Here is a 15885-nt window from a genome sequence, read left to right as displayed (position 1 = left end):
TGGGACTATTGTTCTGGGCGAGCAGTTTGGTGGCGATTTGCTGGAACGTTACCCCGGTCACCACTGCCGGTAGAACGCGGACTAAATCAACACGCCGCAACGGCAGACGTTGTGTCGGCCTCCGGCCTGAAACAATTGCTTTGCAATCAAATAAAATCGCTCGCCCGCGTTCGGCTCGGAGAGCCGAGCGACAATCGACTCGGCTACTTGACTTCGATACGGTCGATCGTGCCGAACTTGCCGACTTCCATGCTGGCGCCACCGATCATCAGCAGTTCGTGGTCACTCGATGGCAACATGCGATGGAAGAAGCGTTCCCGCTCGGTTTTGGCGATCGTGCGCCAGGTCTTGCCGTCCTCGGAAAGCTCGCTGACAAATCCGCCCATAGTGGTGACGTACAGTTTTCCGCCGGTGGCGAAGGCGGAGGATCCGAAGCCGGACATGCCGGTAACGGGTAGTTCGGGGCCATCGCTCCAGGAGTCGGTGGCGGGGTCGTAGATGGCCACGTCGGTGGTAATTTCGTTGTCCGATGTCATGCCACCGATGACGTAGAGTTTGCCGTCATGGGCTGCGACGCTGAGGGCGCGGCGTTCGAACGGGGGCTCGGCAAGTGGTTGCCACTTCGCCGACGAATCGCTGAGATCGAGTGACCAAGCGGTGTCGTGCCATTCGCTCTGATCGCTGTCGCCCTGTAGGTTCCAGCCGCCGATGACGTAGACTTTGTCGCCGAGAACGGCGGCATCAAGAGACGACCGAGGCGCGGGCAGGTCGGACAATTTCGTCCATGCCTGCTTCTTCGGGTCGAAGCTCGTGACGGTGTTTTGGGACTGCAAGTTGTGGTCCTCGCCCTCTTCATTGACGGCGGAGAAGCCGCCGATCCGGATCAGGTTCCCGTTGTGGGCGACGAGTGCCAAGCCTTGCAGGGTGGGGCCGCCTGGCAGTTCTTTCCATTGGCCGTCTTTGCCCTGGGAGAGATCCAAGCTCCAGAATCGATCGGACTGTTCTTCCTTGGAATACGAGTGGGCGCCACCGGTGTGACCGCCGTAGACGTACAGTTTCCCGTCAGCGATGGCAGCGCCGAAGCTGGTTAGATTCTCAGGGAGTTCGGGCAGGTTGGCTGGTCCCGTCGTCGCGCTGCTATTGGGATCGACTTGAGGCTCCGGTTTCGATTCCTCTTTCTCTTCAGGTTCTTCGTCGGAAGCAGCGGGCATGCGGAAAGTTGCCGTTAGGTAGTCAGTGGTGCTGGTGAAGGACTCGCCATTGAGTGTGCCTTCCGCTTGGTCATCAGAATAGCCCACGATGACGGCATTGAGTCCCGATTCGACTTCGTCGGCGGAGAAGTGAACGCTGCCTTTCTCATCGGTTTTTCGGTCCGCTTCCTCGTGCCCTGCTTCGCCGTAGAGCTTGACGTCGGTGTCCGCCAGCGGTTTGCCGCCCTGTAGGACGGTCACGTTGACGCCACCTTCGTCGCTAGGACGGATGATGGTTTGCAGGGCCGCGCCGGTTCTCGCTTGTTCAGGCCATGCGGCAGGATCGGCTTGGGGCAGGTGCTCGACGTGGTAGGTGAGTTTCGTGCCGTGGTACAAGCCGTAGGTTGCGGTGCCAATCAATTCAGAATCAGCGTCGATGGCTTCGACACTTTGGATACCGACCAAGTCGTTCTCGTCGACTGGCTTCGTCTCGATGGCCGATTGAGCGGAATCATTATGAAGCTCAATGGTTTGGATCGTTTCGGGCATCGGGTAGGTGCGGTCATCGGTCGATTCGCCGAACCACATCACGGCGTGTCCGTCGCTGTCGGTCGCTAGCCAGGCGAAGTGAGCCTGGGCGGCCTGAGTCAATACGCCGCTTGCCGCGAGCAGGGCAGCGGGGAGGAGCAGATAGCGTTTATTCATGGGAGAGTTTCCACGGGGGGGGAAGTTGGATGGAGGAAAGGAAGGACGGAACTAACGTCCACGGAGTTCGAAATCAAACTGGTTCTCTTGGTCCGGTGCGACCGTCGCACGGAGTTCACCGGGGGATTGATACTTGGCGGGGACGGCGCGAACCTGGAGAGGGTCGCGCTCGCCTGCCTCGATCGCTTTTTGAGCATCAGACAAATCGGGCGTGACTGGGGTCACGACCACGTCAAAGTCGCCCGCAGTGGGGCCGGAGGGTTGGTCAAAATGGTACTCGCCGTTTTGGATCGTGGTGGTGACATCACCGCTACGTTCTGGGGAGATAAATCGAATCACGCCTTCGTTGAGCGGTTTGCGATTGAGCGACACGTGGCCGGAAACCGCGAACGTCGGCGGCGACGCTGGTTCACTGCATCCACTCATGATAGCTGTTGCAGCGGACAGGGAAACGAGAAATGCGAGCTTCACGGCGCGTCCTCAACGACTTCTTGGCCGTTGCGGGTGGCGAGTGAATTCAGCAGCGTGCGATCCATGAACTCGCCGGCGAAGTGCACACTGCCATCGGTGTAGAGGAAGTGCACGCCGCCGGGGTGCATGCTCTGAAACCCACCATTGTTCGCGGCGTTGTGGACATTGAGCTCTTTGAGGGAGGTTCCCAGCGAAACGTTCGGGTAACCAAGGACCCAGCGAGCGGTCCCCCATTTGACATCGCCTGCCGACGGGGCGGACGATGGCCAGAGGTAGTCCCGCATGTCGTAGGTCGTTTCACCATAAGCGATCGTTGAGCTCGTGCCATCGATCACATCGCGAAAACCGGTTGCAGGGTTGTTGTACCCATACGCGCCCCAGTTCAACCCGAACATGCCATCGGCCTTGGCCATGTAGGCTCCCGTGCCTTCGCAGGCCAGGTAGCTCGACGGCCCGCCTGTCTCTCCATTGCTGGTGTCGGGGACCTCACGGGGCATGTTCATCGATGGGCAGAGGTAGGTGGCAATCGATTGGGCGGCAACCTCTTGGTTGTGAGGCGTGGAATAGCTTTGGCTGAAATCAAACTGCGAGTACGTGTTGCTGTTTTCCAGGTACGGTAGGATCGCGGTCAACGGGCCCACGAAGTTGCTCAGCCGCGAGCCTTCGGGGAAGGTATTGAAACTGCTGTGATAGTTATGCAGCGCCAAACCGACCTGTTTCAGGTTATTGGAACAGCTCATTCGCCGCGCCGCTTCGCGAGCCGCCTGCACCGCTGGCAACAGCAGGCTGACGAGAACACCGATGATCGCGATCACGACGAGTAGTTCGACGAGAGTGAAGGCGCGCCGTGGGGCGGCAGTGGGCGGGACCCCAACACCTTGGTTGGGAGTGGACGTACGGATAGACAGACAGGACATCAGGTGTCTCCAGCAAAATAGGCACACGGGAACAGAGGGATCAGCACTCAAGAACGGTTCTTGAGCGCCGGATCGAGCGTGGCTGGCTGCGGGGCGAAGAACGCCGGTGGCTTGCTGCGTCGTCGATGACAATCCGCTTATTGCGAATTGATCTCAGTTAGTATTGCCGGTAATCGTCTGGGTTGCAAGCGGTTTGTTGCCTCGCGGGGCTGCAAGGCTAGGATGGAGACGAAGTGGTGTGTCTCCCAATCGAACTCGCGAGCCCGTTTTGACACTGTTTTCTATCGAATCGGTTGCCCATTGGTGGGGCATTCTGGTCCCGTTGACGTTACTTTTTTTGCATGCGGTGGCGGTGGTGTCGGCATGGCACGCGATTCGAAATACCCGGACTAGCCAAGCGGCGGTGGCTTGGACGGTGGCATTGCTCGCGTTGCCCGCCTTCACGCTGCCTGCCTATTGGGTGTTCGCGCGCAGTCGTTTCGCGGGCTACCGCGAAGCCGTGCGGGATGTCGGCCGCCAGCATCTGGCTTCGCTCAATGCGATCGAACAGGAAACGATGACGCGGACCGATGCACGGACGACCGCGTTGATCTCGCCGCTGGATCAAGTCGCCGACGTGCTCGACACGCCGATCTGCGAGGGCAACCATTTCGAGTTGTTGATTGATGGGGAGGCCTTCGTGAGTTCCCTGATGGATCAGATCGCCACGGCGGAGCATTATGTCTACGCGGAGTTCTACATCATTCGCGATGACGCGATGGGCAAGCGGTTTGCCGATGCCTTGATCGCTCAAGCCGAAGCGGGACGGACGGTGCGTCTGCTCTATGACGAGGTGGGGTGCTTGAAGTTGCCATCGTCCTACCTGAGTCGACTGCGCGGCGCCGGTGTGGACGTTCGCGCGTTCAACACCCGTCAGGGGTGGGTCAATCGCTTTCAGCTGAACTTTCGCAATCACCGCAAACTGCTCGTCATCGACGGTCAGCGGGGTGTCGTGGGCGGGCTCAACATCGGCGACGAATACCTTGGCAACCACGGTTGGGTGGAACGTTGGCGTGATACGGCGGTGGCCGTTCGGGGACCGATCGTGAAGAAGATCCAAGCGGTATTCGCATCGGATTACTACTGGGCGAGCCGGACCGGGTTGTCCGAGGCGCAGTGGGCCCACGAGCCAGCAACGGATTCATTGGAGGCGGGGGATTCTGCAGAGGACTCAGTGGAGGACTCAGCAGAGGCGACCGGTTTGGCGGCAATTTGTGCGACCGGACCCGCCGACCCCCGTGCCCGTGCCACGATGATGTTTGCGGCGGCAGCGGGAGCAGCCCGGGATCGGTTGTGGATCAGTACGCCTTATCTGGTGCCCGACGAAACCACGCTCAACTCACTCTCGATGGCCTGTGCACGCGGGGTGGACGTCCGCATTTTGGTCCCCAGCGACGCCGACCAATGGCTGGTCTACTTGGCAGGATTCCATTTTGAATCCGAGCTGAAATCACTCGGGGTGGCCGTTTACCGGTACACCGGCGGTTTCCTACACCAAAAGTGCGTTTTGGTCGATAATGATCTGGCGATGATCGGATCGACCAACCTCGACAACCGATCGTTGCATCTGAATTTTGAAATGATGTTAGCGATGGATCACAGCGGCTTGGTTGCGGAGGTCGCTGAGATGTTAGACCAGGACTTTGCGGCGGCGACGAAGTCGGGCGTGACCCCGCAACGTCTGCGGCCTTGGTACGGCCGTATCGGCACAATAGTTGCCAGGTTATTCAGTCCAATCCTGTAGGTATTCCGTCGCAGGGGTGCCCCCGACTCCATTTGTCGCCACCTTCTCAAAGCGGTATGCTGCATCCCCCGCGGGATTGCTTGTCATCCTTCGAAATCTCCCTTTCCCTCAAAGAGTTGCTTCATGGCCAATCCACTTCAATCGCTCATCGACACCGGCACCAAGTTGTATCTCGATTCGGTGGAGCCGACCGAGGTCGACAAGAACTTGGCATACGGCGCGGTGGGTGCGACCAGTAACCCTGCCATTATTTCGTCCATCGTCGCCGGGGGCAGTCGCGATGAGCAGGTGGGGGCGCTGTTGGCTGAGGGCATGACCGACGAAGAGATCGCGTGGGAACTGACGGACCAATTGGTCAGCGAGGCCGAGGCGAAGTTCGCCGACATTCATCAGGAAACCAACGGCAACGCGGGTTGGGTGAGTTTTGAACTCGATCCCCTACTCGAAGATCCTTCGTTGAATTTGAAGGAGGACGACGTTGTCCGGCAGTACATTGAACTGGGCAAAAAGTGGGCGACCGGACATACCAACCGAATGATCAAAGTCCCCGCCACACCGGCTGGCCTACGAGCCCTTGAACCGCTTGCTGCTGCCGGGATCACGTTGAACGTGACGTTGATGTTCGTCGCAGACCAATACCGCATCGCTCGCGAAGCGATCTGGCGCGGTGCTCAGGGCAAAGTTGATCCGGCGACGTTTAAGTCGGTCTACAGTATCTTCATCTCACGAATTGACGTCTACACGCAAAAGAAGCTGCAGCTCTCCGATGCCGCTCAAGGGCTCGTTGGATTGGTCAATGCCAAGCGAATTTGGAAAGAGAACGAAAAGTTCTGGGCTGACAAAGATTTGTCGTTGCAGCAGGAGCTGATCTTCGCCAGTACGGGAACGAAGGATCCAAAGGACCCGCCTTGGAAGTACGTTGAGGCGCTCGCGGGAAGCGACATCCAAACCAATCCGCCCGAAACCAATGAAGCTGTCGCTCAGAGCGATCTTAGCTTCACCCGCAAAGTCGACGACATGCCCTCTCAGGAAGTGCTCGACGAGATTGATGCCGCAGTCGACCCTACGAAGATGCACGAATTCTTGATGGCCGAAGGCATCGATAAGTTCGCGAAACCGCAGCGTGCATTGCTCGCCCTGATCGCTGAAAAGCGAAAAGAACTCACGCCTGCGGAGTGAGGCTCGGGGCTGCGGAGTGATCCGGCGAATGATCATTTCTCCTGATTGGGGGCCGTCAGTTGCCCGCGCGTCTGCTTGTTCTCTTTTTCCGCCTTCGACCCTCTCTTCCAGTCTGTGACTCCGCCATGCTCAGCCGAGTTTGTGAACCGCCTGCCGATGACCCGAAGCAGGAAGCTGAGATCTATCGAGAGATGGATCACCGCGACGTCAACCGCCGTTTTGTCCTCGATCTTTTCGAGGGCGGCGGCGTTGGTCCCCGTGTGCTCGATTTGGGCTGTGGGCCCGCATTGATCCCGATCCTATTGTGCGAGTATGTCGAGGAGACCAAAGCAGGCGATCTCGCTGATCTTGAGGTATTGGGGGTGGATAACTGCGTCGAGATGCTCGAGCTCGCCCGTGTGGAGATTGAGCTCGCCGGTCGGCTGCGAGGAATCCAGCTCGAGCAAGCGGACTTGAGCGATGACGAGTCGCTGCAAACTGACCTGGCCGATACCGTGATTTGCAACACGGTGCTGCACCATCTCGACGACCCCTCAACTGCCTTGCGGCTGGCCCTCCGCGCGCTGCGGCCGGGCGGTCGAGTGTTCATTCGCGATTTGGTGCGACCGGAAAGCGATGCGGAGGTCGAACGGCTCGTGGCGCTGCATGGTGGGGCGGCAGACAACGAGGTGGCTGGCATTTCGCCACCCCAGCTGCTCCGTCAGTCGCTGCACGCTGCATTGAATCTGTCAGAGATACGCGACCTCGTCTCGGGGCTCGGCATGGACGCAGATTGTGTCAACATGACAAGCGATCGCCACTGGACGATCGATGGCAGATGTCCTGGTATTGCTTAGGCCTTCCCGGTGGTGATCGCTGACGCTCAAACCACCGGCTATTTTCTAAATCGCCATCTGCTCAGAAGAGTGACGCGGATGGGTTTTCTCGACCTGCTTAATCCGTTGATTGCATCCGCGCCTTGAGGCTTTCGAGCTCATCACTGAGTTGCTGTTCCTGCTCCTCTTGCTCGAAGCGTCGTTGCAGGTCGTCGCATTCGCTCTGTTCACCATCGAGACGCTGCCACGCTTCGCTGACGGCTTCCTCGCGGTCGACCCGCTCTTGCAACCGGTTGAACTGGGCAAAGGCGGATTGGCTGTCGGCTCGATCGATGACCGAGTTGATTTTGTTCGTCGAGGAGGCCCGTGCCAACTTCGCACTCAGAAGCGTCTTCTTTTGCTTGGCCTGGCGAATCTTGTCTTCGAGGCTGCGGACGGAGTCCTGCAGTTTGTGAACTTCGAGTGCTTGGGCGGCGTGCTCTCGAGCATACTGGTCGGCCCGGTTCTTGGCCGCCATCTGCTGCTTGATCGCCGCCTTGGCTGACTCGTCGTCGCTGCGTTTGACCGCTGCGGCGGCGCGGTCGGACCACACCTGCACTTCGGCCTGTTCGCGCTCGACGGTCTTTCGCATCATGATCTCATCGGCGATCGCCTCGGCCACCGATCGCTTCACACGAGCGAGTTCGTCCTGCATGTCGAGGATGAGTTGGTGCAGCATCCGCTCGGGGTTCTCGACGCTCTCGCACAGCGAGGTGACGTTCGAACGCATGATCAAACTAAACTGGGAAAACCATTTCATGGGAACTCTCCGAAAAGGGGAAGGGGTAAAATCAATCTGAAATCTTGAGTGAATCCACGGCTGACGCTGTCCTTAGTGCCAGGTCGCCAGCTCATCGCTGAGCATGCGGATGCGGCTGAGCAAGCTCTCTCGATAGTGCTCACACACCGCACCGATCGCGATGACCGATGCTCCGACAGCCAGTCCGACCACCCAGAGCATTCCGGGTTGATCGATCGTCGATCGAATCACCATCGCCACCAGGTCGACGCACAAGAACGCGGCACCTACATGAATCAGTGCCCGTAGCCGCAATCCGATTGCGAGCAAAATCACCAAAACGGATAAAATCATCAGCGAGGCGATGTGCAACCAACTGCCACCGAGGATGGCGAAACAAGGCGAAACCAAGATGGCCAGGCCGCCGAGGTAACGCAGTGGGTCGTGAGCCGATTCGGGAATGTCTGTGCGAAGCAGTTCGACCAACCCGATCACGGTCAATCCGATCGGGATCAGATACATTTGAGGATCGGTCAATGACCACGATGCAAACAATGTGCTCAAACCAACGTTGAGCATCACTGCAGCGCCCACCACGTACTGCCGTGCCTGATGCAGGCGGCCATGGACAAACCAAGTTGCCGCCGCGCCGAAAACAATCAGCAGTTCGGTCGGTCCGTGAGCCGTCTCCCACAGACTCCACACCGCCGAGACGAGCGGCATGGTCAGGCCCGCGATGGTCGCGGTGCGAACAAAGATATGAAAGCGGGAATGCTTGTTGCAGCGATGAGCGAAAGTCAGCAATCCTGCTGCCGCGACGACGCATAGCAACCGCAACAACCCGTGGGGCACGGAAATCTGTTGGTGCCAGTGGAACCACGCCACCATCAATCCGGCGACGGCGCCCATCGCCCACACATGCCCTTCAACTTGTCGACGCAGGGCGGCATGTCCCTCGGCGAGCACGGAAGCGATCAAGGATGCGATGATGATCGCTCGTTGGTAGCCTACAATTTGATTCGATGCCAAGCAAACGAGAAAGAACAGGACAGCGAAGACTCGCAAGACGAGCCCCCAATGGCGACTCGTCGCCGCCTCCAGCTTCGATTCACTGGCCTGCACCGCGATTACTGCGATCACAGCAGCCGCCAGCATCCAAACGCAAGCAGGAACCAGCAGGGGACTGGTGGGCAACTCGACGATGAATCCACGAAAGCCAGCGAGCATGGATGCCGACTGAATCCCTTGAACGCTCGCCAGGATCGCTAACCCAGTCCGATGTTTGGCCAGGTCCTTGGCGAAGTCACGGTACACCACCAACAGCGTGAAGGTCGCGACGATAGAGCCGGCCAGTACGAGCGGGGAAACATAGGCAATCGCCAGCGGCGCGATCACCACCAGCCAGGCGGAACTGAGGCGGAGGACCAACGGACGGTTAACACGATCGTTCCGCACTGCCAACGCGAGCGGTATCGCCGAGCTCACTGCATAGACCAGCGGCAGCATTTCGTAATGGAACCAGTGTGGGACCAGGAGGCCCAAGCTGATGCCCGCCACGACGGGAGCGAAGAACAGGGTTGTCGCTGTTGCCAGTGAACTGCGAAACAGAATCGCAGCCACCGCGATGACGGCACAGACCCACGCCCATCCCAGAGGCAACACAGTGACGTCGAGTGTGATCGTTGCCCACAGCAGGGAAGGCAAGAAGTAGGTGCTCGCGAGTGTGGCAAAGACCGCGAGCGTCAGATCGGCTAGCGGAAGCAGGACCGACGCCAGCCGCGTGGGGCAGCGAAAGTTGATCTCGCGAGTCGAGTATGCCAAGAACCTTTGGTTGGATGCGTCGATGCGCAGGTGACGTAAAATGCAGTAGGCAGCCAAAGCGATGACGCCAGTGCCGCCGGCGAGCCAGCCCAAAAATTCCGGCTCGCTGGGGACCAGCTTCGCAGCGTAGAGTCCCACCGACGTCAGTGCGATCACCCACATCCACACCCCGCTGAGGTAGTTCCGCCAATGTAGAGTAAAGACACACAAAGACGTCAGCACGACGCTGAGGACGACCCCATCGAGGGCATCGAGCTGGGGCAGGGTCGCCATGCTCCCGCGGGTCAGAATCGCTCCCATCGAGAGGACGCTAATCGTCACTGAGATGGCTTGGCCGACGATCGAGAACCAGGCCACCGGTTGGCGATCCTCAAAGCAAGAGCTGCTGAGAAAACGATCCAACATCGGCAGGCTGCTCATGGCGAGTCCGAGCACGCCCAGGGCGACATACGACCATCGAGACCCGAGGTCGGCGAGGTCCATGGCAGCGGCGAAGGGGACCGCTGAGGCGACGGCAAGGATGAGGGCTCCGATCGAAGCCAGCATGAACCGGCGATCACGAAACATGATACTGTCGAAAAGAAACGCGACGGAGCCGATCGCACTGACAATGAAGGCTGCCTTCAGGTTGGTCAGCGATAGCGCGAGCAACGCCACCGAGACCACGCTAACAAACCGCTTGAGTGGGATCTGAAACTCGCGCAGCCCTCGCCGGCCCGCCCAGCGGCTCGCCAGCGCGAATCCAATCAGCAGCGGCAGGTAGGTCAAGCCGTAGAACGCAATCGGTAGCCGGTCCTCGTCAACGGCCGAGGCCGCTCCCGCTTTCATTGCTCCGACGAGATCACCCAACAACGTGGGGCAAGATTGATAGGCGACGGTGACGAGGATCAAACCGACCCAGACGAAACTGCGGTGGCGGGTATCGCGGGCGATGGTGAACATCAAGCCCGCCGCGATGGTTGCAGTCGGCACGACGGCACGCGTGGCCGATCCGGTAAACGAGAATCCATGGAAGGAGAACAGCACACCCGCTGCCGTCAGCATCAGCCCGGCCAGCAGGGGCGTCATGATCGACCAGGGCAGCGGATGAACCAGATCACCGGTGCGTTGCCGGAACACATCCACAATCGATTTCGTCGTCATCAGAACGGTCGCCGCCATCATCACGAGCCCCAGGCCGAGCCAGTGAAACGGGACCGCATCGAGTGTTTTCGTCAGTAGCAAGACCACGCACTGAGAGGCCAGGATGATAATGGGCAGGAAGCCGAAGACGCGCGGTAGGCGTTGTTCCTCGGTCAGCCAAAAAACGTGGCGGTTCACTTTGACCACCCCGATGGTCATCACCAACCAAAAACCGGTTGAGAACAACACGGCCAACCAAGTGGTGTTGATCACCGGCATCGCACCAGCCAGGCACAGCATCATGTAGGCAGCGACGAAGGCGTGCTGTCGACCGTGCAACCAGTGTGAAAAGATGCGGTCCGCAGCGAATACCATGAATCCCGTCGCGGGAACGAGTAGCAACAGCGTCAGCGCTGAATTGCTCAGCGATACCGCGTCACCGGTCAGCCAGGCCAGAGAGAGAAACCCGATGGGGATCAAGATGATCGTCAGGCAGCGGAGCACCTGCGCGGTCGTATGCAGCCGCATCCGCCGCCCACAGTATTCAGCCGCCGCGTAATTTACTGCGGTGTAACCCAAGATCGTGAGAAACTTCAGCGTGACCGGCAGGCTCGTCCACTGGCGAGTCACCAGCATCAAAGAGGACGCCGAGATGATCGCCGCCCCCACCACGAGCATCCACTGGATGCTCGATTCCTGTAAAAAGCTGTCGATCAGCCGCTCAAGTATCGACTTGGACTGATTCGGGTGAGGAGGCGGTGGAGTGAGATCGCTTGGTTTTGCATCGGTAGCCATGGCCGTTGACCTGCGGGCGTGAGAGTGGGAAGTGCATTGACTCCCCAGTGCCCGCAGACGGGCGGGCGCTGCGCCGCGGCTGTCAAAAAAGTTGGCGTTGACGTCACATTGGATGGCGCTGCTTTCGTTCCGTAACCGCGAGGGACGTCGCATTAATTACTGACGCTTTTCCACCGGACGTGTCCATTGGATGTCGGCATGGGCTTGCCAGCCATTGTGTATAGTCCCGATAGGGACGGCAGCACTCTGCCGGGGACGTCAGTCCCCGGTCCAGCCTGCAGTTTCCGACTCAGCCCCGGTAGGGGCGACAGCAGCGGCAAGACAGCACGCCCATTTCGGTTTGGCTGTCGTCCCTTCGGGACTTTGGCTCGTTGTTCTCCTGTATTCCGGGGACTTGCGTCCCCGGCAGAGTGCTTCCGTCCCTTTCGGGACTCAGGACACTTGGCTCGGCCCCGAGAAATTACCTACAAATTATGCAATAATTAAATCGACGTCCCAAGCGGTGGCAGGTTGTAGCCTCGGACGCGAGTCCGGGGTTAGATTTCGGAATGCTTGTGGGTAATGACCAGGAGGCGACGAGTCGTTTCCCCATAAGTCTGCTCCCCCGTGTGCTTGTCACACGGGAAGCGATGTTTTGAAATTAGAAGCCCGCGACGTCGACACGCGTTCCCCTGTCAGCTTGTCTGACAGGAAACCAAGCCGACAGTTTTTGCTGTCATGCGGGGCAAGCCTACACGGCAGTGCGGTGAACGCTCAATCTTTCTAATCACAAAACGAGGATTTCTGTCAGACAAGCTGACAGGGGATCTGGTTGTGGGTAACCAACAGGCGGCGACGAGCTGTTGAGCCCCGCAAGTCTTCCTGCGCCGGAGGCGTTGAAGAGAATAGCCGTAGGTCGGCGCAGCGCCGCCTACGGCGTCTCGTTGGTCGTGGAACGTCGACCCCGACGTGGGTCGCAGGTCCCAGCATGGCCGACGATTAGGGTGTCCCGTACCGTCCGAGATTAGGGTGTCCGGTACCGATTGGGGTATAAGCAAACCTCTGCACCGGAGCGAAGCGACATTGGACCGGCAACCGATAGGCTGCCGTTTCAATGCTCATCACGGGTGCAGTCCCTGGTTGATCTGTGCCGGACACCTTGATCTTGTCCGAATGAAGCGTCGTTTCAGTCCAGTGCATCGGGCGAAACATTCATCAAAGAGGCCTGACCCATTTGGCCGCTTCTCGAATGAAGCGTCGTTTCAGTCCAGTGCATCGGGCGAAACATTCATCAAAGAGGCCTGACCCATTTGGCCGCTTCTCTGCGCCGGAGCGAAGCAACGTTGGACCGGTAACCGATAGGCTACCGTTTCAATGCTCATCTCGAATGCTCATCTCGAATGCTCATCTCGGGTGCAGTGCCTGGTTGGTCTGTGCCGGACACCTTAATCTTGTCCTAGTGAAGCGTCGTTTCAGTCCAGTGCATCGGGCGAAACGTTCATCAAAGAGGCCTGACCCATTTGGCCGCTTTCATTTGGCCGCTTTCAACAGACCGATGGAATGAGCTTGCTCCGAAGCGACGAACCGCCTAGTGCGGTCCCGCATGCTAGGTGGTGTGGGAGGGGTCCCGGGTAACCGGGCCCCTATCCCGATACCCATGGTTCCATCATCTTCGCAGCTTTCCAGAGGAGTTTCGGACTCGTAGGGTCTGGCGGAAAACTGGGTGGATTTCCCATGACAGCCCTCTGTCGACATTAGTGCGGTTGTGCAGCAATTCAGGTTGCTCCGCAAATGAGTAGTGTGTGTACCGCCCGTCGTTGTGATCCTCACGTGCCGTTAGGAATCCTATCTCGTACAGGAATCCAGCAATTTGCATCGGCTTCGTGACTTTGCCGATACTCGCCAGCTTTACAGGCAAGCCGTTAAGTACGCGGTCCTTAATCGTCTTCATCAACTGGTCCGTCGTGAAATCTTCACTTGTGTCCGCAAATGCGTTGATAATTTCTTGAACCTGAGGACACTCAGATCGATACTCTGCGGCTAAATCCTCGACTCGCTCCCGCCCGAATTCGTTTAGAACTCCCGTGATATCCTTGAGACTGACGACATTCTTGCTGTTGCGCCGATTCTTGGTAGATAGGCGACAAAGCTCCACCAACCACCTTGGTCGCTGCCTGGATAAAGTGGCAAGAACCGTTGATGGGTGGCGGTGCTTTGGCGTACTTGTTTGACGGTTGTACCCCCATTCCATTGGGTTCTCGAACGCCAGTTCGCATAGTGACTCCTCGCGCACTCGTCCTTTCTGCTTTTCGAACCGGGAAATTAGCTCAGATCGATTGTTTCTTATTAGGTAACCTTCAATTCGTTTTGCAACGATCCCGCGAATCGTTCCTTCAGTCCAGTTGAGGTCTAAAGCGTATTGATCCACCTTGGAAAGCGATTCTGAGTGTGCACGAAGAATTCGCCAAACATTTGGCCGGATGGAAGTTCGAATTACTAGTTGCGGAATCGCATTTGCGAGATGCCTGCAAGCCGAAAAAAATGCTGATACACGCTGTCGAAATTGATCAGTATTTTGAAAGTCTTCGTCAATGTCATCGACGAACAGCCATATCGGATCCTGTCCGTCGAGATAGCGTTGAATGCGCGGAACATGAGCCGACGATGTCGGCTCTATCATTTCGGGTACTCCCTCAATCTTTAAGCGCCTCAGAATCGACGAGACAAAGGAGCGTTGCTTGTAACCAGATCTTTCCGCTTCCTCAACCAAAGACATTCCGTCATCGCTCCATGCGAATCCAATGTTGCGGCCGATCTCAGCAGCAAGCGAGTTTAAGATTGAACGCTGCCATTCCCGATTCCAGACGTTCGGATCTGCCGAACTAATGTTCGGCGAAATCGATGATCCGGTAACCTTTGTACCCCAAATTCCCACCCCTGCATTCTCATGTGAGACATGACGGATGATCGCGGACTTTCCTTCACCACGATAGGCGCGGAGAAATCGAAATTGCATCGTGCCGTCCATGAAGTCGGTGACTTCAGATCGTGGCAAGAAGTAAGCGTTAAAAACGTCAGTCGCTTCATCTTCGGCGGCGTCATTTCCAAATAGAGTACCGTCGTTTAGATCAATTTCCATAGGATCCCCAAGTTCGGTAGGTGCGATCGATTATATACTTGCAGATGGAACGGCAAGGATCACCGCGATCCGGCGCGAGATGTTGCGGTGGCCAAGTAACGCACCACCGGATCTGCGGTGCATCCGTTGGTTCCGCATCCGGTTCGCAGACGGCGATGATAAGTTATTGAACATTGGAAGGCATCGTAGCATGCAAGTCGTTTCAACGGCTCCGCGCCCACAAGATCGTCCAATTGCCTTCAAATGCCGGAAACGCAACCTTCGACCACCAGTCGTCGCTCACATCAAAGCGATTTTCCAATTCCGCGATCATCGGTTTCCAACCATGGTCCGCCTCAGTTGTTTCAATCGAAACTTCCTCGGATTCCAAAGTAAATGCAATGCAGATCAAATCGACGTCCCACAGGTCCACCTTATAAGCGACGATTCGCGACACGGTGATCCAGTCCACGCGAGCCGCATTGCTCCCTCTGATCGTGAATCCATCGTCATCAAGTTGAATCGATGTCTGTACGGGTTTCGGTTCTGAGTGTTTCCACAGCATTCAAAAGTGAACTTTAATAGCGGAACAATAGCTTCAACCCTTGTCAGTAGGGTCGTATTCGGGAATTTTGCCAATACGACCTGGGTGAGTGGGGGTGTTTGCCCCATACCCCGCAGGCCGCTGTGGTGGTAGTTGACGATAGTCTTCTCGGGCCGCAAAAGCAAGCTCGCTAACTCGAAGGATCATTCTGATGACACTTTGGAAGTTTGAGATCGCGGTGGCGTCTGCCGATGGCGTGGGGGAGAGCGACCGGGTTTGGTTCCCGAAGTGGCTGCGGCGGTATGCGAGGACGTTCTCCCAGGGCCTGGTAAACGAATTGGCTGTCAATCGCGAAATGACCCTGTAATTTTCCCGCATGTTGTTGGAGGCCGAGACAGAACGTGGGGACAGAGCACTTTGTCGGCGGGTTGGCGAATACTGTGGCTGAGGGAGCCTTCTCTTCACGGCGTCCTTCTTACGCGTTGGTTGGGAATTGATCGCGTTTGCCGCTGTTTCTCGCCACAAAGCGCGCCTTCTCCGTTATCGGCGTCGCTGCCGCGTTCGCGTGACGCCGATGAGATACTGACTGAGAAATCGCCGATCCTAATCAGCGATTGCGAAGATCTCTCGGGCTCGACGACGCAAGTGGTAGCGACGATGAGTGCGAT

Annotated in this window: 12 protein-coding genes; 4 read left to right on the top strand and 8 right to left on the bottom strand. The window is 57.8% G+C overall.

Features of this window, described 5'->3' with window-relative positions:
• Window positions 1–203: 203 nt before the first annotated feature.
• The 3 genes from CA85_RS05690 to CA85_RS05680 are packed head-to-tail and all read right to left on the bottom strand — an operon-like array spanning window position 204 to window position 3283.
• A complete protein-coding gene (locus CA85_RS05690) occupies window positions 204–1895 on the bottom strand; it encodes a Kelch repeat-containing protein (RefSeq protein WP_146390309.1) in 1692 nt (563 codons plus the stop codon).
• Window positions 1896–1946: 51 nt separating this feature from the next.
• A complete protein-coding gene (locus CA85_RS05685; protein WP_146390308.1) occupies window positions 1947–2366 on the bottom strand; it encodes a carboxypeptidase regulatory-like domain-containing protein in 420 nt (139 codons plus the stop codon).
• A complete protein-coding gene (locus tag CA85_RS05680) occupies window positions 2363–3283 on the bottom strand; it encodes a DUF1559 domain-containing protein (RefSeq protein ID WP_146390307.1) in 921 nt (306 codons plus the stop codon). Before CA85_RS05680 ends, CA85_RS05685 begins: the two co-directional genes overlap by 4 nt.
• 268 nt (window positions 3284–3551) lie before the next feature.
• On the opposite strand from CA85_RS05680, the gene cls reads away from it, so the two are divergent.
• From cls to CA85_RS05665, 3 genes are all read left to right on the top strand, one after another.
• The gene (gene cls / locus CA85_RS05675; protein WP_146390306.1) at window positions 3552–5066 is read left to right on the top strand and encodes a cardiolipin synthase; all 1515 of its coding nucleotides are present in this window, start codon (window positions 3552–3554) and stop codon (window positions 5064–5066) included.
• 123 nt (window positions 5067–5189) lie between these two features.
• Window positions 5190–6245 carry a transaldolase family protein gene (locus CA85_RS05670; protein ID WP_146390305.1) on the top strand — a complete coding sequence of 352 codons (1056 nt, stop codon included), beginning with the start codon at window positions 5190–5192 and terminating at the stop codon, window positions 6243–6245.
• Window positions 6246–6370: 125 nt separating this feature from the next.
• Window positions 6371–7081 (top strand): class I SAM-dependent methyltransferase, encoded by a 711-nt coding sequence (locus tag CA85_RS05665; protein ID WP_146390304.1) that lies wholly within the window; start codon window positions 6371–6373, stop codon window positions 7079–7081.
• A 97-nt stretch (window positions 7082–7178) separates the two neighbouring features.
• On the opposite strand, the gene CA85_RS05660 is transcribed toward CA85_RS05665, so the two are convergent.
• The 4 genes from CA85_RS05660 to CA85_RS05645 form a co-directional block, all read right to left on the bottom strand.
• Window positions 7179–7859: a PspA/IM30 family protein gene (locus CA85_RS05660; RefSeq protein ID WP_146390303.1), complete on the bottom strand. Its 681-nt coding sequence runs from the start codon at window positions 7857–7859 to the stop codon at window positions 7179–7181.
• 72 nt (window positions 7860–7931) lie between these two features.
• Complete coding sequence (locus tag CA85_RS05655; RefSeq protein ID WP_186774763.1) at window positions 7932–11576, bottom strand: hypothetical protein; 3645 nt, start codon at window positions 11574–11576, stop codon at window positions 7932–7934.
• Between the two features lie 1645 nt (window positions 11577–13221).
• Complete coding sequence (locus tag CA85_RS05650) at window positions 13222–14694, bottom strand: P-loop ATPase, Sll1717 family (RefSeq protein ID WP_146390301.1); 1473 nt, start codon at window positions 14692–14694, stop codon at window positions 13222–13224.
• A gap of 202 nt (window positions 14695–14896) precedes the next feature.
• Window positions 14897–15238, bottom strand: a complete 342-nt coding sequence (locus CA85_RS05645; RefSeq protein WP_146390300.1) for a hypothetical protein — start codon at window positions 15236–15238, stop codon at window positions 14897–14899.
• Window positions 15239–15428: 190 nt separating this feature from the next.
• Here CA85_RS05645 and CA85_RS24750 point away from each other — a divergent pair, with 190 nt between their 5' ends.
• Window positions 15429–15584 (top strand): hypothetical protein, encoded by a 156-nt coding sequence (locus CA85_RS24750; protein WP_186774762.1) that lies wholly within the window; start codon window positions 15429–15431, stop codon window positions 15582–15584.
• Window positions 15585–15678: 94 nt separating this feature from the next.
• Here the strand turns inward: CA85_RS24750 and CA85_RS25370 are convergent.
• Window positions 15679–15885 (bottom strand): hypothetical protein (locus tag CA85_RS25370; RefSeq protein ID WP_222435408.1); only part of this gene is annotated, 207 nt, incomplete at its 5' end.

Source organism: Allorhodopirellula solitaria (assembly GCF_007859855.1).
Lineage (GTDB): Bacteria > Planctomycetota > Planctomycetia > Pirellulales > Pirellulaceae > Rhodopirellula > Rhodopirellula solitaria.
Note: the sequence above shows the minus strand (reverse complement) of the source record. Positions and strands in the feature narration are given on the sequence as shown.